Raw genomic sequence first — 26511 nt, 5'->3', positions numbered from 1 at the left:
CTTACTTTGTTTTCGGACAAATGAGAAATATATTTCGCAAGAAAACCATTGTCGAACAAATGGGCGTACATCCTGAGCATTTTTTAAAGCACTGCTTTAAAAAATGCGGAACGCCCTAGACCAACGGACGGCATCCTGCCTTAATTACAAATTTTATTATGTTTTGAAGCAAAATGATGAGAGTGCAAATTTGAGCAAAATATGACTTATGCAAGAACTTTATTTGTGTGGAAAATATTTGACGACATATTGAGGCATTTAACGTCTAAGGACTTTTAAGGTTTCTTGGATGAAGTAAGGTAGATCAAGCGTGGAGCGTGATGAGATATACAGGTTATTATCATTCATGACTTCTTGATCAAACAAAACCGCGCCTGCTTGCTCTAAGTCTTGAAAAGTATGTTGCATCTTGGTGATGCGTCGTCCCAAGATTACGCCTGCCTGCATCAGTAAAATGGGGCTATGGCTACACATAAAAATCGGTTTTTGTGCATTGGCAAAATGCCTAACAAAATAAACAAAGCGTTCGTCTATTTTTAAAGAGCTTGGAGAGTCCCCGCCGGGGATTAACAGCGCATCAAAATCATGGATTGAAGCATCATCAATACTACGGTCTATACTTACTGATATTTTCCTTTGCTTACCATAGACAATATTTCCAGCACGTTGTTCGATATTGGTTACACTATTTCGAGCAGCACGAAAAGCCTCTACAGGTTCGCTATATTCTGCATCTTCAAACTCATGAGTAACGAGTACCGCAACACGTTTTTTCATTTGGAAAATCCCAAAATATTTTATTTAGTTTTAAAAATTTAAATAAAACATGCAAGCCAATCTTTGTAAGTGAATCGTGATTTAAAGTAAATCATAAAAATCAGAGAAATGATGTGAAATTTCATCTTGAAAATCGAGTATTTCACATTGAAAATAAAACCATTTTTTGAATTATAAGACACATAAATTTTATCTATATTTAAAATCAAGATTTGACAACAATTTAAACGCAACTATTGCTATACTGTCCTGATATCAACGCAATAACAGGGCAGCATAACAAATGGTCCATGATGGTCAAAACTCATCAAATTCTCTTGATTTGGGTCAAATTCGCCAAGACATTGATTCTGTAGATCAACAAATTCAGCAACTTATTAATCGTCGTGCAAGACTTGCCGAAGCAGTTGCAAAAGCTAAATTTGCCGCTGAAGAGAATCCATTGTTTTATCGACCTGAGCGTGAAGCACAAGTATTAAGAAACGTGATGGAACGTAATGAAGGTCCTATTTCTGATGTGACAATGGCACGTTTATTCCGTGAAATTATGTCAGCATGTTTGGCACTTGAAGCACCACAAAGCATCGCGTTTTTAGGACCTGAAGGGACTTATACCCATTCTGCTGTATTAAAACATTTTGGTCATGACGCTGTGATTCGTCCTTTACCTACAATTGACGAAGTTTTCCGTGAAGTTGAAGCGGGCAGTGCACATTATGGTTTGGTGCCTGTTGAAAACTCATCTGAAGGTGTGGTGAACCATACTTTAGATTGTTTTAAAACCTCTCATCTCAATGTGATTGGTGAAGTTGAATTGCGTATTCATCACCAATTTTTAGTGTCTGAAAATACGCGTAAAGACAGTATCAAACAAATTTATGCACATCAGCAAACTTTGGCACAGTGCCGTAAATGGTTGGATGCGCATTATCCAAGCGTGGAGCGTGTAGCGTTAAGTTCAAATGCTGAAGCAGCTCGTCGTATTCGAAATGAATGGCATTCTGCTGCGATTGCATCTGATGTGGCTGCAAATCTTTATAACTTAGAAATATTGCATAGTAATATTGAAGATAATCCTGAAAATACCACACGTTTCCTTGTAATTGGTCGTGAAAAAGTGCCGCAAAGTGGCAATGATAAAACTTCATTATTGGTTTCAGCACATGATCGTGCAGGTGCTTTACTTGAGATTTTACAACCATTTGCTAAACACAATTTAAGCTTGACCAGTATTGAAACTCGTCCTGCTTTGCCTGAAAAATGGGCTTATGTGTTCTTTATTGACCTTGAAGGACATATTGAACAAGACAATGTAAAAGCAGCGATTGAAGAAATTCGCCCGTTGGTCAAAGAAGTTCGTGTGCTTGGTTCTTACCCTGTGGCGGTGTTGTAAGTCATTATGTCTGGAACATTGTTTAATAAAGTTGCATTTATCGGCTTGGGTTTGATTGGTTCGAGTCTGGCGCGAGTCATGCTTCAAGAGCATTTGGCAACAACGATTGTTGCCTCTACTCGCTCTAAGAAAACCTTGCAAGATGCTTTGGAACTTGGCTTGATCACTGAGGGATTTAGCGATCCTGTTGAAGCTGTAAAAAATGCAGACTTGGTGGTTTTAGCATTGCCTGTTCGTGCTACACAAAAAGTATTGGAAATGATTCAGCCGTATCTATCGGAAAATGTCATTATCACTGATGTGGGTAGTACCAAAGGAAATGTGGTTGAGGCAGCAAAAGCTGTTTTTGGCGAAACATTACCGGCGGGTTTCGTTCCGGGGCATCCGATCGCAGGTGCTGAACATACGGGTGTGCACGCTGGAAAGGTTGATTTATTTGCCAATCATAAAGTGATATTGACGCCATTACCTAGTAGCTCACCTTTAGCTGTATCTAAATTGACACAGATGTGGCAAGCGGCTAAAGCTGAAGTAATCTGTATGGATGTCGAAAAGCACGATGAGGTTTTGGCGCATACCAGTCATTTACCGCATTTGATGGCTTTTAATTTGGTTGAGCAACTGGCAAATCGTGAAGATAACTTGGATATTTTTCGCTATGCGGCGGGTGGATTTCGAGACTTTTCACGTATCGCAGCCAGTGATCCACAGATGTGGCATGACATTTTCTTTGCCAATAAAAAGGCAATTTTAAATGCAGTCGATGGTTTTGAACATCAGTTGAAAATATTACGACAATTGATTGAAGATGAAAATTCTCAGGCTTTAATGGGACTTTTGGGGCATGCACAAGCTGCACGCCAACACTTCAATCATATGTTAGCCAAAAAACCTTTGATGGAGAAAAATAAGGTGACACAACAATTTACCATTTTGCCGGGAAATAAGACATTTAAAGGTAAATTTACCGTGCCAGGCGATAAATCAGTATCGCATCGCTCCATCATGTTTGGAGCAATTGCTGAAGGTACGACTCATGTGACAGGCTTTTTGGAAGGTGAAGATGCATTGGCAACTTTGCAAGCTTTCCGTACCATGGGTGTGAGTATCGAAGGACCAAAAAATGGTGAAGTCACTATTCATGGTGTAGGGATGCATGGTTTGAAAGCACCGACTGGAGCACTCTATATGGGGAACTCTGGTACATCTATGCGCTTACTTTCTGGTTTGCTTTCTGCTCAAGCTTTTGATTCTGTGATGACAGGTGATGCCTCACTTTCAAAACGTCCGATGGAGCGTATCGCAAAGCCACTTCGTGAAATGGGTGCACAAATCCAAACTACAGGTGAAAAAGGTACTCCACCAGTATCGATTACAGGTGAGCAAAAGCTTCAAGGCATTCATTATGACTTGCCAATGGCTTCTGCACAGGTGAAGTCAGGTATTTTACTTGCTGGGCTTTGGGCTGCGGGTGAGACTTCAGTGACTGAACCTGAGCCGACTCGTGACCACACTGAGCGTATGCTTCGTGCATTTGGTTATGATGTGAAAACTGAAGGCAATCGAATTTCCCTACAAGGTGGTGGGAAATTGACAGCGACTGCAATCCAAGTGCCATCTGATATTTCTTCAGCAGCATTTTTCATGGTCGGTGCTGCAATCACCGAAGGTTCTGACGTCGTTCTTGAAGCGGTCGGTGTCAATCCCACTCGCACAGGTGTGATTGAAATCTTAAAGCAAATGGGCGCTGACCTAACGGTTGAAAATGAACGTATTGCTGGCGGTGAACCGATTGCAGATATTCATATCAAAGGGACACGTACTTTAAAAGGTATTCATATGCCTGAAGATCAAGTACCGCTTGCGATTGATGAATTTCCTGCATTATTTATTGCGGCAGCATGTGCGGAAGGTCAAACCATTTTAACTGGAGCAGCAGAGCTTCGTGTTAAAGAATCTGATCGAATCCAAGTGATGGCTGATGGCTTGAAAATTTTAGGTGTTGAATGTACCCCGACTGATGATGGCATCATTATTGAAGGTAAAGGCAAAGCAGGTGATTGGTCTGCAATTTTTGGTGGTGGTGAGATCGAATCACATCACGATCATCGTATTGCAATGAGCTTTAGTATGGCGGGTCTACGTAATACGGGTGAAATCGTGATTACTGGAACTGAAACTGTAGCGACCAGTTTCCCAACATTTACTCAACTGGCAAATCAAGCGGGTTTAAGTATCCATGTAAATGAAGATTAATTGATCATTTACTGATTTTTAGATCAGATGCTGCTGTGCACTATGTGGATGATTTGAAGTTTTTAGCATAGTACGAAAGTTTATTAGACTTTGTATGACAATGGCCAAGCAAATGCTTGGCTGTTTTGTATTTATTGCTTATGCTCTAGCTATACAAAAAAATGCTTTGGATGAAAAGTCATGAGAACATTACAATTCAGTGCAAATTGCCAGTCACACTCACAAATCGATAATTCGAGTGATGCAGCTCAACAATATGTGACGACATTATTGTCAGAAAAATTGTCCAATTTTGGATTTCAAACAGATTTAGAAAAACAAGCCTCAAAAGTGGAAGTACGCCTTGATGATCATCCTGTGGCAATCTCAGTGATCTGTGATCAGGTTGATGATCAAGGACATTTGCTTTGCCGTATCAATGCGCATGCTGAAGAGGAACAGCCTTGGTTTAAAAAAATCGAAACGCAAAGTATGATTAAGCAACTGGCTAGTGCTGTAGAAAACACATTAAAAGATGATGCAACATTTAGTGAGTTTGAGTGGAAGGCATGATTTAAAATACTTTATAAATAATATATTTAGAAGAATACTGCTCTTAGATTGAAAATATTTAAGGTTACATAGCTGTATAAATAATAAAAAGTATTCCCTGTGATCAGGAATACTCCGTAGATTTAAACATTGACCTGTATTTTGCTGCAATGTTCGGCATTTTCATGAAAAATGATTTCACAATCTAAAAAACGTTCAATCAACATGGCCTGAGTACGTGTGTGTTCGCTGATCACTTGTGCAGTAAATTCTCCACCTTTACCAAGGGCTAAAGGTAGTAGAAGTTGGTCTGCTAGGTACTCGTCTGCAATGGCATCTGAATTGAGATAATTTTTTACATCTTTTGCCAGATCTTTAGCAACATTTTCAGCACTTTTACGCTTTTCTCCAAGCGCAGAAAATACTTGAATATGTTGTTCAAATTCAGCAAGCACAAATGCACTATTTCCCTGACTGATACCTTGAGGGTACAGTTGTTTCTGTGTTGTGAGTTCCAGACGATTGCTTAAGACCTCAAGTTCTCGTGTTGCGATATCGTGAGGAATGTTGAGCGCAGCAGCAAAAGCGCTCAGACTCATTAGTTTTCCGCGTGACAGTTTTGAGTAAAATGCAGGATTTTTCCATGGGATAATTTTTACATTGATCTGTCCTGCACCAATCGGGAAAAAGCCTGCACGTTCAGTCTCGATAGCCATTTCGATACCTATTTCATTCAGCGCAGGAATAAAGCAGTGTTCGATAAAATCAGCCGAAGGCGCGAGTGGGTTGTGTGTCCCGCCGTGGATGCTGATCGTACTTGGATGGTTCTGAATCATCAGGGCAGGTAAAATCGTTTGCAAAAGCAATGTCGTGCTACCTGCTGAGCCAATATGAAAATCATATCGACCAGATTGAATTTGTTGTGGTGCAAAATACAGATTTTGTGAATGCAGCTCTGCACCACGTGTTTCAGCGTGGCTGATCTGCTGTGAAGCATTTACACAGACGAGATGTTGGCGCATAAGCCCTGGTTTTTTTCGTCCAGCGCGGATGTTTTGTAGCTCGAAAGCTTGTCCTGTAATCATGGATAAGGCGAGGGCGGTACGTAGGATTTGTCCGCCTCCTTCGCCAATTGAACTATCAATTTGGATGGTTGGTTTTTTTAATAACGTGTTCATTGTAATTTCGCGATATTTAAAGATTATAAAATTTAGAATAAGTTTTCATACAGCCTCAATTTACCATTAGGGTTTAAATGGATCTGCGTAGGCAATTAAATCCTTCTTTTGTCAGACCAAAAGAAGCAAAAGTCTTTGTTGGACAAATGGGCTACATCCCTGTAACCCTTGCCCAACGGACGGCATCCTGCCTTGTCGTGATAGCTGATATTTATAACGTTTTGATGGTGTGGATTGTCATGTATCAAGAATTGGAAATTTAATTTTCTTACATGAATCTAAACCATACTTATAAAATAAGCGATTGAATAAGGTGAACATACTGTCAGTACACGGTAGTGCTAAGTCAGTTGTGACTTTGCTTTTAACAAAGTTTTAAAAGGTACTTTGTGCTGGACTAAATTGTAAAAGGATTTAGCTAGCCCGTTCGCTTCAGGACCACTACACATTATTTTCAATCCTGTGTTGTGGGAGTAAAGGATCTTGTACTCGCCCAGTATGTTCAAACTGGATTATAAGCCGAAACTTATAAATTTTTTAAACTTCAAGTAAATCAATTTGCCAATTGTTTGATTGAATCAGTACGTTGAGGTCTCGCAATTTTGCGCTGATATCATCAGCTTGCTTTTGCAAGCTTGATACAGCAATGACCTTATGCCATTTGATCTCACGGGAACTATAACGATCTGGTTCGTGGTGAGTATTGGCTATCGCACTGATCAGTATTTTATGTCGTTCCACGAGTTCATCACGCTTGGTGAGTAACTCAAGGAGTGAGCGACCATCTGCCAATGTTGCTTTCGCATTGGTTTGATGAATTGCATAAATTAAGCGTTCTGATTGACCGATTAAGGCAAAAACTTCTTTCAGCAATTCATTTGGGTTTTCAGAAGGTTCATCGCCTTCTTGCACCAATACGTTATTATTGATACGTTTTTTTAATGAAGCAATCTTGGTTTTTTGATCGCTTCGAAGGAGTAAAGCTTCTGCGAGTTTCATTTTATTTTCCTAATTTATTTGCGTATTTGATTTAAATTTAAAAATATCCGCCATTTGCATCAAGCCAAATATTATAACCGTCTAACTCTTCTTCTTTTACAGTTGATGTTTGAACAAAGAGTGGTGTATATGCTTGAAAAGTTTGGTAAGAAATAGGCAAATGTCCTACGCTTACTGTCTCATCATTTGCATCGAATTGACCAAAAGTTAATGTATCTTCATCTATATCTTTTGGAAAATCCAAATATTGATTTGAATAGATGCTGATATGAACACCAAATTCATCAAGTTTTAGTATTTTTATCGCTTGAAGTAAACCTGTATTGTTTGGTGAAAGGTAAATTCCACCTTCAACAAGTTGAATAGATTCGAGCTGTAATGGAAAAAATAAAGTCATCTTATCACCCCTTTACACAGACCACTTGACGAAGCGTATACACGACTTCAACTAAATCACTTTGTGCTTTCATCACATCTTCAATCGATTTATATGCAGATGGGATCTCATCAATTACGGCTGCATCTTTACGGCACTCCACACCTTCTGTTTGTGCAATTTGATCCTCAACAGTGAAGCGTTTTTTTGCTTCAGTTCGGCTAAATACACGACCAGCACCATGTGAACAAGAACAGAATGAGTCTTGGTTTCCTTTACCACGTACGATAAATGATTTTGCACCCATTGAGCCTGGGATAATCCCATATTCACCTAAACGGGCACGCACAGCACCTTTACGAGTAACAAGAACTTCTTCACCAAAATGTTCTTCTTTATCCACGTAGTTATGATGGCAGTTTACCGCTTCAACTTTGGCATTAAAGGCTTTAGGTACGATCGTGCGAAGCGCCTGAACTGCTGCTTCCATCATCACTTCACGATTTTTCATGGCGAAGCGCTGCGCCCAACCCACAGCAAACCAGTAATCATCAAAGTATTCTGTACCCTCAACCAAATATGCCAAATCTTTATCTGGTAAGTTAATAAAATGCTTTTGCATATCTTTACGAGCAAGCTCAATAAAATGGTTACCGATCGCATTTCCTACACCACGAGAACCAGAATGCAACATGATCCAAACCTGTTGATATTCATCCAAACAGATCTCAACAAAATGGTTGCCTGTACCTAAAGTCCCTAACTGTTTATGGTTATTGGTATTTTTTAAACGTGGATGTTTCTCACAAATATATTCAAAATCTTTAACTAAGCCTGCCCATTCTTGATCGACGCGTTCAGGAGTATTTTCCCAAGAACCTCGGTCACGACGACCACGCCCTTTGGTCATCCCGTGTGGAATTAGACGTTCCAATTCTGTACGTAGGGCATACAAATTATCAGGCAAATCTGATGCTGTTAAACTCGTACGTGCCGCCATCATACCGCAGCCGATATCAACGCCGACAGCAGCGGGGATAATCGCACCTTTGGTTGGGATCACACTTCCGATCGTTGCTCCGATTCCTACATGTACATCTGGCATCACTGCCATCCATTTATAGATAAAAGGCATTTGCGCAGTTTTTAAAAGTTGTTGTTGTGATTTTTCATCTACAGGAATACCTTTGGTCCACATTTTTACAGGGACGCCTTGAGTGTCTTGAATCACGTTATAAGAACGATCATTTAAGTTTTGTTTTTCGATCTGCTTTTCAATAGTCAACATTTTATGTTCCTTTTCTAAACCTGCCTGCCAAGCGTTTGCAGGCAGGTGTTGTAAATACATCCAATGATGTATGCAAGGTATATAGCAGAGAGCGTGCCAAGTTTGGTTTTAAGCTGTAAATTATTTTATAAAATATTGATATTTATTTAAATAAAAATTAAATCCAATTTTTAAAATGAATTCGTTAGATAAAATTATAAAAAATTAAATATAAATAAATATATAAAACTATCTTATTTTATATATTTTTATATAAATGAAATGCCTCGCAGGTGATTGAGCATAAAAAGCTTACATAGCTTAATTGTGAAATAAGCATAGAAACATAGCAGATAGAGCGAATGAAAGAGACAAGGATAAATCCTCATTAATGCAGCATATTTTTATACGCTAAATGAGCTTATTCGAACTTAGTATAAAAAGATTGGGTGTAAAGAGACTAGGTATAAAGAGGTTAGCACAGGGAGAATTGCTTCTCCCTGTGCATGATTTAAAAAATGAATCTTAATAACTTTGTAATGATCCTAGTCGTTGGTAACTTGATAATAATCCTCAAGATGAATCTTTAAACGCTGTGCCAATGGATCATCAGCTAATACTTGGCTATGACCGATAAGTAGTTTCATATCGGTTTTTTTACGGCTTTTGCTCGGCGGTTTGTTATGGTAGTCATGGCATTTTTTATACCAATGATGGGTGGTTAGGTAATAACTTTTGATGCGGAGTTGTTCTAAAGCGAGATCAAGGTCGTCATGAAGGACTTGGACTTGAATAGACATGATATGCGTTTTAAAGACTGACACCTGTCTTTGCTTATTTTGAAATTTTAATTTAAATGAAGATTAAAAATTATGCAATACATAAATAAAAGCCAAGTTGTAATTAATTTTTGAATAAAATTAGATATAGTATGGTTCAGTAAATATAAAATTTTATAGATTTATAGAAAATGCAAAAATCTAAAAAAACAGTGGTGATCGGATTTGTAGGCTCTACCTTAGACCAAGGCACAAAACCAGATCGTTGGCAAAGATGGCGACCAACGCTGAGTTTGCTTATGCATGATGATTTGATCATTGATGAAATGGTGTTATTGCATGACAAGCGTAGTCACAGTCTCGTCAATCATTTAAAAAAAGATGCTTTGGAAATATCTCCTCAAACCCAAATACAAGGCGTGAAAGTCAATATTCGAGACGCTTGGGATTTTTCGGATATGTATGGGGCGCTATACGATTTTGTAAAAAGCTATCAGTTTGATACAGATCATTATGATTATTTATTGCATATTACAACGGGGACGCATGTTGCACAGATTTGTTGGTATTTGCTGATAGATGCACATTATTTACCTGCAAAATTGATCCAAAGTTCGCCTACAGGCAAGCAACAGCCTGAGGGAGAATATCGTATTATTGACTTAGATTTATCACGATATGCCGCTTTAACTCAGCGTTTTGAACGAGAAAAAAATGAGAATTGGCAACAATTAAAATCACAAATTGCCACCAAAAACTCTGCTTTTAATGCGCTGATCCAAGAAGTTGAATTGGTCGCAACACGCTCTAATGCACCTATTTTAATCATGGGGGCAACAGGTGTGGGCAAGTCGCATTTAGCCAAGCAAATCTATACATTGAAAAAAGATAAGTTTCATTTAACTGGTCGTTTTGTCGATGTAAACTGTGCGACGCTGATTGGTGATAGTGCGATGTCGACTTTATTTGGACATCACAAAGGGGCATTTACTGGCGCAGTTTCAGCACGTACTGGTTTGCTGAAAAGTGCCGATGGCGGTATTTTGTTTTTGGATGAAATCGGTGAGCTTGGTTTGGATGAGCAAGCCATGTTGCTAAAAGCTTTAGAAGATAAAAGCTTTTTCCCTGTGGGTAGTGATCAGGAAGTTTTTGCTGATTTTCAATTGATTGCAGGAACAAATAAAGATTTGCGTAAGGAAGTGCAAGCTGGACGTTTCCGTGAGGATCTATGGGCGCGTTTAAATACTTGGACATTTTTCCTACCCAGTTTAAAAGATCGTACTGAGGATATTGCACCCAATGTAGAATTTGAATTACATCGTTTTGCCAATGTGCATCAAAGACAATTGCGTTTTCATAGTGATGCTTTAGAAAAATATCTAAAATTTGCACAGTCACTGCATGCCACTTGGCAAGGTAATTTCCGTGATCTTGCAGCAAGTGTGACCCGTATGGCGACCTTAACTGAAGGTTTATATATCGGTTTAAAAGAGGTAGATGCTGAAATTCTGCGTTTAAAAAATATCTGGGCACAAGATCACTCAGAAAAGAAAAATTCAAATTTAGATGAAATATTAAGTGAAGAACAATTAGAAAAATTGGATGAATTTGATCGTATACAGTTGGAAGGGGTTATTCAAATTTGTCGACAATCCAAATCTATGGCAGATGCAGGAAGACGTTTATTTTCAGTATCAAGAGTAGAGCGACAGAGCACCAATGATAGCGATCGTGTGAAAAAATATTTAGCGAAATTTGGAGTGAAATGGGATGATTTACAAGCTTGATCATCCCAAAGCACAGAGAAAATCATTTTTGCTTTAAATTTTCTAAACTTGAAAATTCTAAATTCCAAATCTTTTCGGCATAACGTCCAATTAGCCAAAATGAAACAGCAAGTATGATGAAAAATATCGCTTTATGGGTATGATCCCAAAAGTATTCAAAATAGCGAGTATATAAATTGATAAATAAAAATGTGATGCCAAAGCCACGTGAAGTGGCATCGTCATATTTTAAGCCATAAAAAATCGTAACTAACGCGACAGCAGCAAACAAAATTCCCCATAGTGCCAACTGATATTGAGGAACTTCACGCCAAGTGTCGAGGTCTGAATAATTGCCAAATATAGATAAAATCCACAAGGCAATAAATAAGTAGAGTAGCCCTATCACATATGTAGAGTGTGAAAATTCATTTAAAAAAGCACGAGGTTTGAACGTGAAACTTAGCGCAACCAATACTGCCCCAAATAAGATAAAGCGCAGAGGATAATTCATCCCTAAAAAATATGCGCCTGATCCAGACATATAGCCCGTTTCTGTCCCGAACCAAGCCCCTAGAGACAATAAGCAAAAAATCCAAACCAATCGAGACGGAAAACAAAATGCAATAACCGCATAGATCACAGTAGATAAGAGAAAGAGTAGCGAATAATGCCCACTACCTGTATCGATGAATTTTCCAAAAAATGCGACTGCTGCTGCGGTAAATAATACCCCGATAAAAATAATAGCTTCATTACTAAAAGTTTTTTCAGGGAATTTTTTCCGTCTTTTAAAGGCGAGTATATAGGTGACTACTGATAAAATACTAAAAATAATACAAGGTACGAGCCCTGAAGAATGAAATAGACGTTGTAACAATTCCATCAACATTTCGTCTAGCAAGATTGCTGCAACAGCAATCACTGCACAGATGATTGAGATCCAAAACGAATATTTGGCGAGTCTAGCCCAGTCAAAAGGACGTATTTTAAAACTACTGGACAATGTATCGGCTGTTTCAGGAGAAATAATTCCTTGAGCTTGCCAGTCTTGAATGGTTTTTGTTAAAAATAAACCTTGTTTTTTATTGAATTGCATAAAATTAACTCAACATTATTATCATTATGTTGAACTAATATAAAAGTGTTCAGAGATAATAAGCAAGAGTTGAGCTAAAAATAATCATCAAAAAAGGATAGTCATCAAGCGATCACTATCCTAGATATTTCAATATTTTATTGGATTATTCAACAAGTAAAAAACGTGAAATTGCGACACGTAATTGTTTTAAATATCCAGTAAAGAAATGATTTGCACCTGGCAATACCGTAATAATATGGCGCTGTGGTTTTGCCCAAGCAATCACATCTGACAACAATGTAGTCGGATCAGCTTCACCATGCACAAATAAAATATCACCTTTGATCGCAGGTGTTTCATAGTGACGCACACCATCTACAGTCGCAGTTGGTAAACCGCATAAAATCAATTGCTTAGGTTTAAGTTCGTCAGGAAGACTGTGATAAGACTTCGCCATCACATGTGCACCAAAACTAAAACCACCCGCATAAAAGCTTAAACCTTTGTGTAATTCACGGGCATGTTGGATGACTGTTAATATATCTTCAGTTTCGCCAAAGCCTTCATTGTGTACACCTTCACTTTGACCAGAACCACGAAAGCTTGGACGATAAACGACTAAACCTTGTTCAAGGAAGATTTGAGCAAGCAATGCAGGAACTTTATGTTGAGGAGTACCACCTTGCAGTGGATGCGGATGACAGACAACAGCAAAACCTTTCACTTCGCCTTGAGGATAATCGACAAAAACTTCGATTTTGCCCACAGGACCATGAATGAACATTTGTTCGGACATAATTTAAACGAATATTTGCGGGGGAGAGTGTATAGTTTACCGATTATGTTCAACAAAAACACGAATTGGAATTAAAATATTCCTACTGATATAGTCTGATTAATTATTTTTTGACCAGGTGGTACATGTTAGCCCTAATTTCCCCCGCTAAGACTCTCGATTATCAATCGACACTTCCCACTGACGAGCACACTTTACCAAGACTGTTGCAACAATCGCAACAGCTTATAGACGTAAGTCGTAAACTATCTGCTAGTCAAATCGCCAGTTTGATGAGCGTCAGTGAAAAAATCGCCAATTTAAATGTAGAGCGTTTTAGAGACTGGGATTCAGATTTTGATTTATCAAATGCCCGTCAAGCAATTTTTGCCTTTAAAGGTGATGTTTATACGGGTTTAGATGCTTATCATTTAGATGAAAAAGACTTTAAATTTGCACAAAAACATTTACGTATGCTTTCAGGTTTATATGGTCTGTTGCGCCCACTTGATTTGATGATGCCTTATCGTTTGGAAATGGGTACTCGACTTGAAAATCCTAGAGGGCATAATCTTTATGAATTTTGGGGAGATATCATCACCAATCTAATCAATGAAGATCTTGAACAAGCGGGTTCGAATGTTTTGGTGAATATTGCTTCTGATGAATATTATAAATCCGTCAAAGAAAGCAAGATCAAAGCAGAGATCATCAAGCCTGTCTTTTTAGATCAAAAAAATGGTAAATATAAAGTGATTAGTTTCTATGCGAAGAAAGCCCGTGGTTTGATGGCGCGCTTTATGATTGAAAATCAGTTGAGCAGTATTGACGATCTGAAATCGTTTAATACGGATGGTTACTATTTTGATGCGGCAAGCTCTCTTGCAGGCGAGTTGGTATTTAAGCGTGACGAGCAATAAATTTTTTTTTTAAAATTCATTGCAAATGTTATAAAACGGTTGTGATTTCATAGCCGTTTTGCTTTAAAGATCACGGTAAAAATAAACAGCGCTACGATGAACATTACGATAATTAGAGTTCAATAAAATGGATAATATTAAACAAAAAGAATTATTTAAATTAACAATTACAAAGCATTCTCTAGGTGTTTTAAGTCATTTGACCAATCTGACTGAGCTTGCAGTTCGCGATAGTATTGAAACGAATAATGGAACAATAATCGCTTTAAATTATTACCACGAAAATGAAAGTTATGACCTCGTTTATTGTGTGATTGATGTCGAAGGGCATATGCAAAGTTTTGTTGAAAATGACGGTATTTTACCCACATTATTTCTAAGTCCTGATCAACAAAATTACATTTCAATTCAGCCTTATGATCCAGATAAAGATTTAGAAATTTCAATTCCTCTTTTCAATAGAGGACATGTAGATACGCCTAAAGCAAATCGTCCTTTTGTCGGCGATTTTATCGGAACAACACAACAGCATGCGGTTTTTTTTCACCATGATATCTGGTCTGATACAAAGCCTGATAAATTGTTAATCATTGATTTTAAAAATAATGCTGTCAATAAAAAGAAAAATATCAAACTTGAATTACCAAGAACAAATTCGATCGTTATGCAAAATAATCAAATTCATTTACTCGCAATCGATGGAAAATCATGGAATCATCGAGAGATTGATAGCAATGGAAAAGTATTAAAGCAACGCTTTATTCAAGTTACTCAAAAGAATTTTTCTGAAATTATCAGTTTAAGTTTTGAAGAAAATTCATATATTTTATGCCATGATAAGAACACTATATTTGTGCAAACAATTTCGCCAGATCATGAGTGCAAGCGAACAGATTTAATTGAATTTACTGACCCGATTTACAACACTTGGCGGGCTAAAAATATTACAGAAGATATCGTCGTGATCCAATTCAATACTGAGTTTGGCAATGGTTGGATGACTATACAAGGCGATCATTTACTTGAATTTTATTATAGTAAAAATATAAAAGGCTATCGCAATTTACTTGATGGATCGGTGTTAGAGATCGACAATGAACGTATTATTATTTCAGCAATAAATAAAACAAAGCATGGTGCTTATGCGGTGGTGATGTATCCAATGGTCGATCGAAATGAAAAAAATAATCAATTTTGGGTCTTTAACCGAAATTTGAGTCTCTAATGAGATGACTGAATTTGCTTGAGATTTAAATTGAATTGTATTTTAAAACTCTCTTTTTAAGGTGATTTAAAATGAATAATACACAAATGATTTTTAAAGAATATTGGCTAAATTTTGCATATTCTCTTGGATTAAATAGTGAAAAAACTCATCATATTTTACAAACTTTAATACATGCCTATTCGCAGCCGCAGCGTTTTTACCATACTTACCAGCATATCGTAGAATGTCTTGAACTTTATGAAATGGTCAAAGACCACATAGAGGATAAAAGAACATTTCAAATCGCGATTTGGTTTCATGATTTTATTTATCAACCTCAGGCGCAGGATAATGAGGAGCAAAGTGCGATTCAAATGCAAAATCTTTGTGCAGAATTTTTAAGTGAAATTGAACTTGAAAAAGCCTATAGTTGGATCATCGCTACTAAACAACACAAAGCCTCTACACAACAAGACTTAAATTATTTACTCGATATTGATCTTGCGATTTTAGCGGCTGATGCCACGCGATTTGTCGAATATGAGCAACAAATCCAACAGGAATATGCTTGGGTTGAGCCTGAGATATATCATGTGAAAAGAGCAGAGGTTTTACAGCACTTCTATACGATGCAGCCTTTGTATCAGACTGCATATTTTAGAGAAAAATTAGAGCAAAAAGCAAAATCAAATCTTGCTAAAGTACTCAATACATTCAAGGGGAAAATCAACTAATTTTGCCCGTTATTGCCCCATTTCATATATGCAGCACGTTGACTGAGTAACTCATAATATTTTTTCACATGGTGAAACTCAGTTTTTTCAAATGGCGTTAAATACCAGCGTTGTACAGAAAGTCCTAGAGGGATATCAGCCAGAGTAAATTGGTCGCCAATAATATATGCCCCAGTTTTAGCTAACTGCTCATCCAAAATACCCATATTCTCAGTCCACGCATTTATACTCTTTTTAACCAAATTCGGATCTTGATGATCAGGCGACTTTCTAAATAGATTCATGAGGGCATAGGTCCAGCTATGATTCAGCTCTAGCGCCTGCCAATCCATCCATTGATCAATCAGAGCGCGTGGTTTCGCTGTCTCGGGATAGAGTGCCTGTCCTTGATATTGATTAGCTAAGTAACGAATAATGCTGTTAGATTGCCAAAGTACTAGATCTGCATCAATGATGACGGGAATGGTTGCATTGGGATTGAGTTTGATAAATTCTGCTTCTTTGGGTGATCGAAATCCACGTCCCCAGTCTTCACGGTCATATTCAATGTTGAGTTCATCACATAGCCAGAGCACTTTACGAACATTGATTGAGTCTGAACGACCGAGTACTTTTAACATGAAATTTCCTTATTTTTAAAGCGATTTTTAGACTAAATTTGCGGTTGTCTGCATTGTAAAATTATATGCTTTTAAAAGCTTCAATAGCAGCTTGCCGTGTTGCTTTTAAGTCAACAATAGGCCGTGGATAATCTAAAACGATATTCGGGTTTTTCGCATAGGGATCATGGATAGTTTTTGCATCCAAGGCACTAAGTTCAGGTAGCCACTGGCGAATATAATCACCATTTTTATCAAATCGTTCTGACTGGCTAACAGGATTGAATATCCTAAAATATGGAACAGCATCAGTACCAGTAGAAGCACACCATTGCCATCCGCCGTTATTGGCAGCCAAGTCACCATCCATCAGATTTTGCATAAACCATTGCTCGCCTTTACGCCAATCTATAAGCAAGTTTTTAGATAAAAACATCGCGACGATCATACGAACTCGATTATGCATCCAGCCTGTAGCAAGCATTTGACGCATTCCTGCATCGACGATTGGAATACCCGTTTGACCATATTTCCAAGCTTGAAAATGGGCTTCATTATTTTGCCATTTCAGTTTTAATGTATTTATTTTAAAAGGCAAATTTTTAGATACTCGGGGAAAATCAAAAAGGATATGTTGATAAAATTCTCGCCACAAAAGTTCATCTAACCACGTTTGTTGTCCGGTATTTTCTATAAAAAAGTCACCGTGTTGGGCACGGAAAAGCGCCTGCATACATTGACGTATAGAAATCACACCAAGATTTAGATAGGTTGAAAGTTGGCTACTGGCATCTAGAGCGGGGAAGTCACGTTCCAACTGATAATGTCGTACTTTATCCTCTATAAATTCATCTAATAATTCAAATGCTTTTTCTTCGGTTCTAAACCATTGCTCAGCGAGATTTTTATGTGAAATATTGGGATAAATGTCTTCTATTTTAGGCAGGACAACATCATTCAACGCAAGTTCGACAGGCTGTTGTACTTCGGGTTTTGCATAGCATTTTGGAATACTGATCGAAAGTTTTTCATAACATGCTTTTTTAAATGCACCAAAAACCTGATAGGGCAAATTACTTTTATTTCGAATTGATTGAACAGGAAATAAAGTCCGATCATGGTAGAGGATTAAGTCTTTGCCAGAAGTATTGAGTTGGTTTTGTACTTCGCTATCGCGCTTTAGTTCATTTTGCCCAAGTTCGATATTTGCATGAACATTGGCTATTTCATATTTTAAACATAGTTTTTCGATTTGCTCAGCAACATTTTCCCAGAGATCTATTGTTTCAATGATCAATGGAATATTTAAGTGATTTAGCTCAGTTTTAAGGGCTTCTATTTGTTTTAAATATAACGCAATTTTATCGACACAATCATCATGTTTTTGCCATTGAGTAGGTGAGAGGATGATCAAAGCAACACATTGATCGTTTTGTGTGGCATGCCAGAGTGCAGCATGATCATGTACGCGTAAATCTTGTCTAAACCAGACCAATTGCACGATTTATCTCCTCACATCATTCTTCATCAAAAAATAGACATAAAAAAAGCAAAGTTTGCACTTTGCTTTTTGAGATCATACGATCTTAGTGGTGATGACCACCAGCACCGTGAACATGACCATGCTCTAATTCTTCTGGTGAAGCTTCACGAATTTCAACGATTTCAACTTCAAAAGTAAGATCTTGACCAGCAAGTGGGAAGTTTGCATCAACGATTACGTTGTCGCCTTCGATTGCTTTAACAGTCACGATTTGTACGCCGTCATCAGTTTGAGCTTGGAATTGCATACCAGGCTCAATGTTTTCAACGCCTTGGAACATTTGCGCTGGAACTTCTTGAACTAAATCAGTATTGTATTCGCCATAACCTTCAGCAGCAGGAACATTTACAGTAAATTTATCCCCAACTTTTTTACCTTCAAGCGATTTTTCTAAACCAGGGATGATGTTGCCTGCACCATGCAAATATGCAAGTGGTTCACCTTGTGATTTATCAAGAACTTCGCCTTCAGCGTTTGTTAAAGTGTAGTGGAAAGAAACCACGTGATCATTTGCAATTACAGTTGCATCGGTCATTGTATTGATCCATTTAATATTTTAGGGGTACATCATAAAGTGAAAATCGAATTTTTGCAGGTATTTATTACCAAATTATGCAAATAAACTTTTTTCTTGATGATTTTTTCATTAATGGGGACAGCCTTTAAAATTTCAATGCAATTTTATTTTTGGCGCGATTTTTCGTGTAACAAAATCTTTTGCAGTCAACAATCCCGCATGCGTATAACCGTAAATTGTGGCTTGGTGCATACGATAGAGTGAAACGTACATGGATTTGGCAATAAAACCTTGCACATGAACTTGTCCCATCATTTCACCAACAGCTTTATTTTTGCTCAATGAAACTAGTGAACCTTTATCACTAAATTTAAACATCGGTTGCTTGCTTCCATTCAATCTTGCGCTGATTGCATCCACCATAAATGAAGCTTGCTGACTTGCGACTTGGGCACGTGGACCGAGCGGTGGTTCTTTGGCATCGAGTACGCAATGAGCACAGTCACCTAGCACAAAAATATCCGGGTCTAATTTGCTTTGTAAAGTCGCGTAGACTTCTATACGTCCCATTCTATCTTTTGGAAAATCAGCCAAATTGGCAATGACATCAGGCGTTTTAATACCTGCAGCCCATACTTTGAGTTGTGCAGGAATTTTTTGTTCATCATTGATATAAATAAAGTTTTCATCCACTTTTTTGACACGACAAGCCGTAAGAACTTCGATTTTCATGCGTTTTAATTGCTTCATTGTATTTTCAGCAATAGTTTCGGATAGCGCAGGTAAAATACGTTCAGCACCTTCAATGAGTGTGATTTTGACATTTTGTGGATGGATTTTATTTAAGCCGTATTGATGAAAATTGGTTTTAGTTTGAACCAATTCAGCAGCAAGTTCGACTCCTGTTGCTCCAGCTCCAATGATTCCAATATGTAGTTCTTGAGGTGTTTCTACATCAGTTGATTGTTGGGCATCTAAGTAATATTGCAAAATATCTTGATGGAAAACATCTGCTTGATTGCGACTATCGAGGAAATGGCAATATTGTTTTACTCCTTCAGTATTGAAGTCATTGGAAATAGATCCGATTGCTAAAATAAGTGTGTCATAGTGCAAAGTTTTTCGATCACTTAGATTTTCATTTTTTGATGGCGTCTTGATCTGTAATTCAATGGTTTTGTGTTCACGATCTAGTTTTGTAAATGTACCAAGTACAAACTCATAATGGTGTTTTGCAGAATGAGCTAAATAGTTAGTTTCTTCATCATGTGCATTCATAGTCCCAGCTGCAACTTCGTGTAAAAGAGGCTTCCACAGATGAGTTAGCTTTTGGTCAACTAAAGTGATTTTCGCTTTTTTATGTTTTGCAAAGGTATCACCTAGTTGAGTCGCGAGTTCCAGACCTGCAACACCGCCACCAACAATCACAATATGATGAAGATCGCTCATAGACTTTCCATTATATTCAATAAAAAAAAGATGGCTTAATATGCCATCTTTAAATTGGAAAACCATAAAAATGCTGTGTTCTTAACATTTTTTCTATAAAATGTTAACTCAAAGGATATATCTTTAATTCGCTTTTTGAGCTCGAGAACAATGCTTTAATCCACATAAAAAAGCGTTCAAAAATATTAGCTTCTTTGATTTGTACATCATCTTCAATATTTAAAGTTTGGATCAGTTGGTCATTTTGATAAACATGTACTTTCGCCAATTGCATAACTTGAGCAAGAGGAGCAGTAAGCGCATTCTCATTCACTTCAACATTCATGTGAATATTGGCGCTTTGTAAGGGCTCAATCACTGAGCTAAGACCATTTTGATCTAAGATGACTTTATGATTGATATTATCAAAAGTTTGTACATTGATTGGGCTTGGGTTGTTATAAAGTGAAGTGGTCACGATTTGAGGGCTCTTCGCTTCGACTTTAAACATTTTCAAAGCAGATTTGATCACAGGCAATTCAGCAATCAATTGTTTATCTTTGATCGCAACTTCATCACGAGTATAGGCATAAGCAAGATTGAGCAGGCGATGTGCAACTTCAGCACGTTTTGCAGCACTTTCTGTACCCATAACAACGACAATCAAGCGACGTTCTGGTAACTCTGCCATGCCAGTAGGGCGATGTGCCGTCAATGCTAAATTATATCCAGCAGCTTTGGTAAATCCTGTTTTAAGACCATCAACACTGGCATCTTCTTTTAAAACCAGATTGGTTGCATGATGAAAACGTTGGTTATAACTAAAGCTTGGTAAGATTGAATAGTGTAAATAATCAGGTGTTTCTTTTACCACATGTGAAGCCAAAATCGCCAAGTCATGCGCTGAAGAATAATGACTATCCATAGTGACACCCGCAGGATTGGTGAAATGGGTGTCTTTCATGCCAAGTGCTTGAGCTTCTTGATTCATACGAGCGACGAATGCAGGCACGCTACCAGAGATACGATTTGCCAAAGTCACAGCTGCATCATTAGCCGACATGACGATCAAGCCAGCAATCAACTGATCCATGGAAATCTGTTCACCCGGTTTTAAATACATCTGTGATTCATCCCACTGCACCATGTTTACGACAGGAGTAGCTGTGATGATTTCACTTTTCTTTAAATGTCCAGCTTGGATTTCTTTGAGTGTGATGTAAGCCACCATCATTTTTGTTAATGAAGCTGGGGCACGCTGTTCATGACTATTAAATTCGGCAATGGTTTGACCAGAATTCGAATCGAGAATTGCCCATGATTTTGCTTCAACAGTTGCTGGGTCAATATTGAGTAACGCTGCATTCACCAGCGTGGAACATAGAATGCTGAGTAATGCAATCATGTAAGTGAAGATTTTCAACTTTTAAACACCTTATGCCAATCCTATGGCCAACTTGACGGTTAGTAGAGTAGTGCGAATCCTATGCCTTTTTTTTTTGTGAATCTACTAAGATTTGTTGCTAAAAGCGACACAGATCACATGACTGTGTAAAAAAATGCTAATCTAATTGTTAAGACCATTTTTACCATTTTGATTACGAATTATGTTGCATTATCAGATCGAATTTGACGATTATCGTCAGCATTTAGTTCACGTAACTTTACGTTTTTTGGCGAACCCTACACAGATTTTATCCCTCCCAACTTGGATTCCCGGCAGTTATTTGATCCGTGAATTTTCTAAGCACATCGAATCTGTCAACGCTTATGATGAAGCTGGGCGTCAGTTACAGATGAGCAAATTCGAAAAAAATAAATGGCGTTTGTTCAATACAGATCATGAGCTGATCACTGTTGAATATGATGTTTATGCCTATGACTTATCCGTACGTGGCGCTTATGTCGATCAAACTCGTTTATATCTCAATCCTGCTTGTGTTTGTTTAGGATTGCAAGATCAAGAAGATGCGCCGATTGAATTAGAGCTATTTTTGCCGCAAGAGCTAAAACATTTCCAAATTGCAACTGGACTTCCTCATAAAAGTTTGGTCAAAGGACGCTTTACATTAAAAGCAGATAACTATGCACAGTTGATTGATAGTCCAGTCGAATTGGCAGAACAAACGCGTTTTAGTTTTGAAGCAAACGGCATCCCACACGAGTTTGTCGTTTCAGGTACGCACAGCATGAATGGCGAGCGTATGAAACAAGACATTGAAAAAATTTGTTCAACCGAAATTTCAATGTTTGGTTCTGCACCATTTTCAAACTATACCTTTATGACGATGGCAACAGCCAATAGTTATGGTGGGCTTGAACACCCAAACAGCACAAGCTTGATTTCACCACGAAGTGATCTCCCTAAAGCGGATGAACCTGCTGAGCCTTCAGAAGATTATCAACGCTTTTTAGGGTTGTGTAGCCATGAATATTTTCATTCTTGGTTGGTTAAATTTATTCGCCCTGAAAATTTCGTCAATTATGATTTAGATAAGGAAGGCTATACCTCTTTATTGTGGATCTTCGAAGGTTTTACTTCTTATTATGATGATTTGATTTTGTATCGTAGTGGTGTGATTTCACAAGATTCATATCTAAAATTGATCAAAGGGCAAATCGACCGTTATTTGCAAAATCCGGGACGTTTTGTGCAGACCGTTGCAGAGTCAAGCTTTGACGCATGGGTAAAATTTTATCGTCCAGATGAAAATACCAATAACGCGGGCACAAGTTACTATAATAAAGGTGCTTTAGTGGCACTTTGTTTGGACTTGGGTTTACGTCTGAAAGGTTCGAGTTTAGATGATTTGATGCGTCGTCTATACCAAGATGCTCAGGCTGGAAAACAGGTCAATGAGCGTACTATTTTTGATCTTTGTGAAGCATTGACAGGACAAAAATGGATTGAACAAATCAATCATTTGATCAATACAACAGATGAATTACCTTTAGACCAGTTATTGCCTGAATTTGGTTTAAGCTATAACTTGAAACAAGAGAAGACTTTGCCATTTGGTTTGAAAGTTGTTGAAAAACCAGAAGGTTTATTGGTTCAACAAGCACGTCGTGATGGAGCAGGGGCAAAATCAGGATTGTCTGCAAATGATGTTATTGTTGCGATTGATGGGTTAAAAGCCACTGAAAAATTGTTTAATAAATATGCTAAACAATCAGGAACTTTCCAAGTTTATGCATTCCGAAGAGACGAGTTTTTACAGTTCGAATTGTCTGCTGGAGAAACAGAGTTAGTGACTGTAGAATTGAAAGTTACTGATCAAGAAAAAGCGGATACTTGGTTAAAAGCTTAATTTTTTGAAAATAGATCGGGTTAAACTAATCATTAAGTTTAACCCGATTTTTTATTTTTAAACCATGAAAATAAAAATTATTTCCCACCCACCATTCGTGAAATTCCTCTAAATTCAGCAATGATTTCATCATGTTGATTGGTTACTGTGATGTCATAAATTTCAGAGCGGCCACTCGGAGCTTTAAAAATAGCAGTCGCTGTTAAGGTATCACCGATTTTACCTGGCTTTAGATAACTAATCGTACAATGTTGACCGACTGATGCGGTTTCAGTATTGCAAGCCATGGCAAATGCTCCATCAGCAAGAGTAAAAATCACTCCGCCGTGGCATGTGCCGTGCCCTTGAGTATGTTGCTCTTTGACAGTGAATGCGACTTTTGCATAATGATCATTGCAGTCGATGAGACTGGCTTCAAGCTGTTGCATCAAATGATCTTGTTTAAATAAGTTTTGGATATGCGTCCGATCCATTGAAAAGTCCTTTTATTGATACATAAAAAAATAATAATTAAAATTATTGAATCATAAATAGCATTATTCTTGTACTGTGTTCAAGCGATATTTCTAATAAAATTTGTACTATTCACATAAAAAAGCCCGTATTTCTACGAGCTTTTTTTGAGGCTAATGCGATGAACGGGATAGATATTCAAGCCATCTTAAATTAGAGGTTTAAATCCTTAACGGGCGCGGCGACCGCGACTTTTTGTATTTGGACGAGTAGTACCGTTAGTCTTACGACGTGGTTTTTCACTTTCATCCATTTGCCAAATACGTTTAGTTCCTGATTTTTTAGGTTTGCCGTCTTTGTCCTTACGTTGCATTGGTTTGCCACCAGTACCGCCCGGTTTTTTAACATAAGAACGTGAACGATAAGGTTTATCTTCAGGCAGGTCTTTAAAATCTGGATAAAGCAAAGGTTCGATTTCTGTTTGTTCACCCGGTTGTAAAGCCAGTTGGATGAGATCAATTGAACCAATACGAGTACGAATCAAACGTAAAGTCGGAAAACCAACAGTTGAAGTCATACGACGAACTTGACGGTTACGACCTTCACAAATTTGGATTTCGACCCAAGATGTTGGAATATTGGCGCGATAACGTACAGGAGGATCACGTTCCCAGAGCCATTCTGGTTCATCTACTTTTTGCACTTTAGCAGGTAAAGTTAAACCATCGTTCAACTCGACCCCTTGACGCAATTTTTCAAGGGCTTCTTCAGTGATATCACCATCAACTTGGGCTAGATAGGTTTTATATTTTTTACTGGCAGGGTTGGTAATAAATTGGTTTAGGCCACCGTGATCAGTCAAGAACATTAAACCTTCTGAATCAAGATCCAAGCGTCCCGCAATACGTAAATCAGGATCATGGACGAAATGAGAAACCGTTAAATGAGCATCATCTTCGCGAAACTGGGAGAGCACATCATAAGGTTTGTTCAGGATGACAATTTTCATAAAAAAAGCTTCTTAAACTTAAATAAACTGCAAACATTGTGATCTATTTATATGCAAAATGTGGTTATTTTTCATATAAATCAAAAATCACGAAATCTTAGATTAGAATATTATGCGTTAACTACAGATGAAAGTAATGTTAATTGACAATTTTTTTTAAATTTGTCGTAAAAAATAAGTCATAAAAGCTATAAAAAGGAGAATCTGCACAATGGGTTATCAGAAAATAGTTATACCTGTGGACGGTAGTAAAATTACGGTAAATGCTGATTTATCATTAAATGTTCCAAATCATCCAATTATTCCTTTTATTGAAGGGGATGGCATTGGTGTTGATATTACACCTACAATGAAAAAAGTAGTGGATGCTGCAATCTTAAAAGCATACGGTGGTAAGCGCTCAATTGAGTGGATGGAAGTGTATTGCGGTGAAAAAGCCGATAAAATTTATGGCACTTATATGCCAGAAGAAACATTTGAAGTTTTACGTGAATTTGTCATTTCAATTAAAGGTCCATTAACGACGCCAGTGGGGGGCGGGATTCGTTCTTTAAATGTTGCTTTACGCCAAGAATTAGATCTATATGTCTGTGTCCGTCCAGTACGTTGGTTTGAAGGTGTACCATCACCAGTACAGCATCCTGAGCTAACAGATATGGTTATTTTCCGTGAAAATTCCGAAGATATTTATGCCGGAATTGAATGGAAAGCAGACTCACCTGAAGCCAAAAAAGTGATTAAATTCTTAAAAGAAGAAATGGGTGTGAGCAAAATCCGTTTTGAAGATAATTGTGGTATTGGCATTAAACCTGTCTCAAAAGAAGGGACACAGCGTTTGGTTCGCAAAGCAATCCAATTTGCGATAGATAATGATAAACCCTCTGTGACACTGGTGCACAAAGGTAATATTATGAAATATACCGAAGGCGCGTTTAAAGAGTGGGGCTATGAATTAGCCATCGATCGTTTTGGCGGCGAGCTCATTGATGGTGGTCCTTGGGTGAAAATCAAAAATCCAAAATCAGGCAAAGACATCATCATTAAGGATGTGATTGCGGATGCTTTTTTACAGCAAATATTGATGCGTCCTGCCGATTATTCAGTCATTGCAACCTTAAACTTAAACGGTGACTATATCTCTGATGCCTTGGCAGCGGAAGTTGGTGGAATTGGGATTGCACCGGGTGCAAATATTGGTGGGGCTATCGCTGTTTATGAAGCGACACATGGCACAGCACCAAAATATGCTGGTCAAGATAAAGTGAATCCGGGTTCGATTATTCTCTCTGCCGAAATGATGCTAAGAGATATGGGCTGGACTGAAGCAGCTGATTTGATTATCAAAGGTGTTTCAGGGGCGATTGCTAAAAAAACGGTGACCTACGATTTTGAACGTTTGATGCCAGGAGCAACTTTGCTACGTTGTTCTGAGTTTGGGGATGCGATTATTGAAAATATGGAATAATCCTCATTGAAAATTCATTTTAAACATCTCGCTTTTTAGCGAGATTTTTTTGAAATATATATTTCTAAGAAGTAATTAATGAAGGTTTTTAAGGATTTATTTATAGGAACATTAAGTTCTGTAAAATTATGCAAATGGGCTAAATTA

General features: G+C 37.8%; 25 protein-coding genes. 10 read left to right on the top strand and 15 right to left on the bottom strand.

Annotated elements, in window-relative coordinates; translation table 11 throughout:
- Positions 1 to 258: 258 nt before the first annotated feature.
- Positions 259 to 777 (bottom strand): DJ-1/PfpI family protein, encoded by a 519-nt coding sequence (locus F960_RS07420; RefSeq protein ID WP_004861581.1) that lies wholly within the window; start codon positions 775 to 777, stop codon positions 259 to 261.
- 283 nt (positions 778 to 1060) lie between these two features.
- Here F960_RS07420 and pheA point away from each other — a divergent pair, with 283 nt between their 5' ends.
- From pheA to F960_RS07405, 3 genes are all read left to right on the top strand, one after another.
- Positions 1061 to 2170, top strand: coding sequence for a prephenate dehydratase (gene pheA / locus F960_RS07415; RefSeq protein ID WP_004861576.1), 1110 nt, complete (start codon positions 1061 to 1063; stop codon positions 2168 to 2170).
- Between the two features lie 6 nt (positions 2171 to 2176).
- Positions 2177 to 4426 carry a bifunctional prephenate dehydrogenase/3-phosphoshikimate 1-carboxyvinyltransferase gene (locus F960_RS07410; protein ID WP_004861574.1) on the top strand — a complete coding sequence of 750 codons (2250 nt, stop codon included), beginning with the start codon at positions 2177 to 2179 and terminating at the stop codon, positions 4424 to 4426.
- Between the two features lie 180 nt (positions 4427 to 4606).
- Positions 4607 to 4978, top strand: a complete 372-nt coding sequence (locus F960_RS07405) for a hypothetical protein (RefSeq protein ID WP_004861571.1) — start codon at positions 4607 to 4609, stop codon at positions 4976 to 4978.
- A gap of 122 nt (positions 4979 to 5100) precedes the next feature.
- Here F960_RS07405 and rtcA read toward each other — a convergent pair whose 3' ends face one another.
- A complete protein-coding gene (rtcA, locus tag F960_RS07400) occupies positions 5101 to 6135 on the bottom strand; it encodes an RNA 3'-terminal phosphate cyclase (protein ID WP_004861567.1) in 1035 nt (344 codons plus the stop codon).
- A 77-nt stretch (positions 6136 to 6212) separates the two neighbouring features.
- Here rtcA and F960_RS07395 point away from each other — a divergent pair, with 77 nt between their 5' ends.
- Positions 6213 to 6398 (top strand): hypothetical protein, encoded by a 186-nt coding sequence (locus F960_RS07395; RefSeq protein ID WP_004861565.1) that lies wholly within the window; start codon positions 6213 to 6215, stop codon positions 6396 to 6398.
- A 274-nt stretch (positions 6399 to 6672) separates the two neighbouring features.
- Here F960_RS07395 and F960_RS07390 read toward each other — a convergent pair whose 3' ends face one another.
- The 4 genes from F960_RS07390 to F960_RS07375 form a co-directional block, all read right to left on the bottom strand.
- Complete coding sequence (locus F960_RS07390; RefSeq protein ID WP_004861563.1) at positions 6673 to 7134, bottom strand: DIP1984 family protein; 462 nt, start codon at positions 7132 to 7134, stop codon at positions 6673 to 6675.
- A 37-nt stretch (positions 7135 to 7171) separates the two neighbouring features.
- The gene (locus tag F960_RS07385; protein ID WP_004861560.1) at positions 7172 to 7531 is read right to left on the bottom strand and encodes a hypothetical protein; all 360 of its coding nucleotides are present in this window, start codon (positions 7529 to 7531) and stop codon (positions 7172 to 7174) included.
- 4 nt (positions 7532 to 7535) lie between these two features.
- Entirely contained in the window at positions 7536 to 8708 is a 1173-nt protein-coding gene (locus tag F960_RS07380) for an RtcB family protein (RefSeq protein WP_373855017.1), read from the bottom strand.
- Between the two features lie 614 nt (positions 8709 to 9322).
- Complete coding sequence (locus F960_RS07375) at positions 9323 to 9577, bottom strand: hypothetical protein (protein ID WP_004861554.1); 255 nt, start codon at positions 9575 to 9577, stop codon at positions 9323 to 9325.
- 170 nt (positions 9578 to 9747) lie between these two features.
- On the opposite strand from F960_RS07375, the gene rtcR reads away from it, so the two are divergent.
- Positions 9748 to 11343, top strand: coding sequence for an RNA repair transcriptional activator RtcR (rtcR, locus tag F960_RS07370; RefSeq protein WP_004861551.1), 1596 nt, complete (start codon positions 9748 to 9750; stop codon positions 11341 to 11343).
- A gap of 22 nt (positions 11344 to 11365) precedes the next feature.
- Here rtcR and F960_RS07365 read toward each other — a convergent pair whose 3' ends face one another.
- Positions 11366 to 12421, bottom strand: coding sequence for a DUF2157 domain-containing protein (locus F960_RS07365; protein ID WP_004861549.1), 1056 nt, complete (start codon positions 12419 to 12421; stop codon positions 11366 to 11368).
- A 145-nt stretch (positions 12422 to 12566) separates the two neighbouring features.
- Complete coding sequence (locus F960_RS07360) at positions 12567 to 13199, bottom strand: alpha/beta hydrolase (RefSeq protein ID WP_004861547.1); 633 nt, start codon at positions 13197 to 13199, stop codon at positions 12567 to 12569.
- Positions 13200 to 13324: 125 nt separating this feature from the next.
- Here F960_RS07360 and yaaA point away from each other — a divergent pair, with 125 nt between their 5' ends.
- From yaaA to F960_RS07345, 3 genes are all read left to right on the top strand, one after another.
- Entirely contained in the window at positions 13325 to 14098 is a 774-nt protein-coding gene (yaaA, locus tag F960_RS07355; RefSeq protein ID WP_004861544.1) for a peroxide stress protein YaaA, read from the top strand.
- Between the two features lie 127 nt (positions 14099 to 14225).
- On the top strand, positions 14226 to 15323 hold the full coding sequence (locus F960_RS07350; protein WP_004861542.1) for a hypothetical protein: 1098 nt from the start codon (positions 14226 to 14228) through the stop codon (positions 15321 to 15323).
- 71 nt (positions 15324 to 15394) lie between these two features.
- The gene (locus F960_RS07345; protein ID WP_004861540.1) at positions 15395 to 16039 is read left to right on the top strand and encodes an HD domain-containing protein; all 645 of its coding nucleotides are present in this window, start codon (positions 15395 to 15397) and stop codon (positions 16037 to 16039) included.
- On the opposite strand, the gene F960_RS07340 is transcribed toward F960_RS07345, so the two are convergent.
- From F960_RS07340 to F960_RS07320, 5 genes are all read right to left on the bottom strand, one after another.
- Complete coding sequence (locus tag F960_RS07340) at positions 16036 to 16659, bottom strand: glutathione S-transferase family protein (RefSeq protein WP_004861536.1); 624 nt, start codon at positions 16657 to 16659, stop codon at positions 16036 to 16038. The two genes, F960_RS07345 and F960_RS07340, sit on opposite strands and share 4 nt — an antisense overlap.
- Before the next feature lie 61 nt (positions 16660 to 16720).
- On the bottom strand, positions 16721 to 18139 hold the full coding sequence (locus F960_RS07335) for a cryptochrome/photolyase family protein (RefSeq protein ID WP_004861533.1): 1419 nt from the start codon (positions 18137 to 18139) through the stop codon (positions 16721 to 16723).
- A gap of 85 nt (positions 18140 to 18224) precedes the next feature.
- Positions 18225 to 18716: an FKBP-type peptidyl-prolyl cis-trans isomerase gene (locus tag F960_RS07330; RefSeq protein WP_004861532.1), complete on the bottom strand. Its 492-nt coding sequence runs from the start codon at positions 18714 to 18716 to the stop codon at positions 18225 to 18227.
- A gap of 135 nt (positions 18717 to 18851) precedes the next feature.
- Entirely contained in the window at positions 18852 to 20147 is a 1296-nt protein-coding gene (locus tag F960_RS07325; protein ID WP_004861531.1) for an NAD(P)/FAD-dependent oxidoreductase, read from the bottom strand.
- A 103-nt stretch (positions 20148 to 20250) separates the two neighbouring features.
- A complete protein-coding gene (locus F960_RS07320) occupies positions 20251 to 21549 on the bottom strand; it encodes a D-alanyl-D-alanine carboxypeptidase PBP6B (protein WP_035374005.1) in 1299 nt (432 codons plus the stop codon).
- A 184-nt stretch (positions 21550 to 21733) separates the two neighbouring features.
- On the opposite strand from F960_RS07320, the gene F960_RS07315 reads away from it, so the two are divergent.
- Positions 21734 to 23437, top strand: coding sequence for a M61 family metallopeptidase (locus tag F960_RS07315; protein ID WP_004861525.1), 1704 nt, complete (start codon positions 21734 to 21736; stop codon positions 23435 to 23437).
- A gap of 77 nt (positions 23438 to 23514) precedes the next feature.
- Here F960_RS07315 and paaI read toward each other — a convergent pair whose 3' ends face one another.
- On the bottom strand, positions 23515 to 23910 hold the full coding sequence (gene paaI / locus F960_RS07310; RefSeq protein WP_004861524.1) for a hydroxyphenylacetyl-CoA thioesterase PaaI: 396 nt from the start codon (positions 23908 to 23910) through the stop codon (positions 23515 to 23517).
- A 209-nt stretch (positions 23911 to 24119) separates the two neighbouring features.
- Positions 24120 to 24899 (bottom strand): pseudouridine synthase, encoded by a 780-nt coding sequence (locus tag F960_RS07305; protein ID WP_004861521.1) that lies wholly within the window; start codon positions 24897 to 24899, stop codon positions 24120 to 24122.
- 211 nt (positions 24900 to 25110) lie between these two features.
- On the opposite strand from F960_RS07305, the gene icd reads away from it, so the two are divergent.
- Positions 25111 to 26364, top strand: a complete 1254-nt coding sequence (gene icd, locus F960_RS07300) for an NADP-dependent isocitrate dehydrogenase (protein WP_004861520.1) — start codon at positions 25111 to 25113, stop codon at positions 26362 to 26364.
- Positions 26365 to 26511: the final 147 nt, after the last annotated feature.

Source organism: Acinetobacter gerneri DSM 14967 = CIP 107464 = MTCC 9824 (genome assembly GCF_000368565.1).
In the GTDB taxonomy this organism is placed as follows: domain Bacteria; phylum Pseudomonadota; class Gammaproteobacteria; order Pseudomonadales; family Moraxellaceae; genus Acinetobacter; species Acinetobacter gerneri.
The sequence above is the reverse complement of the archived record's forward strand: the minus strand, read 5'-3'. Positions and strand labels throughout refer to the sequence as shown.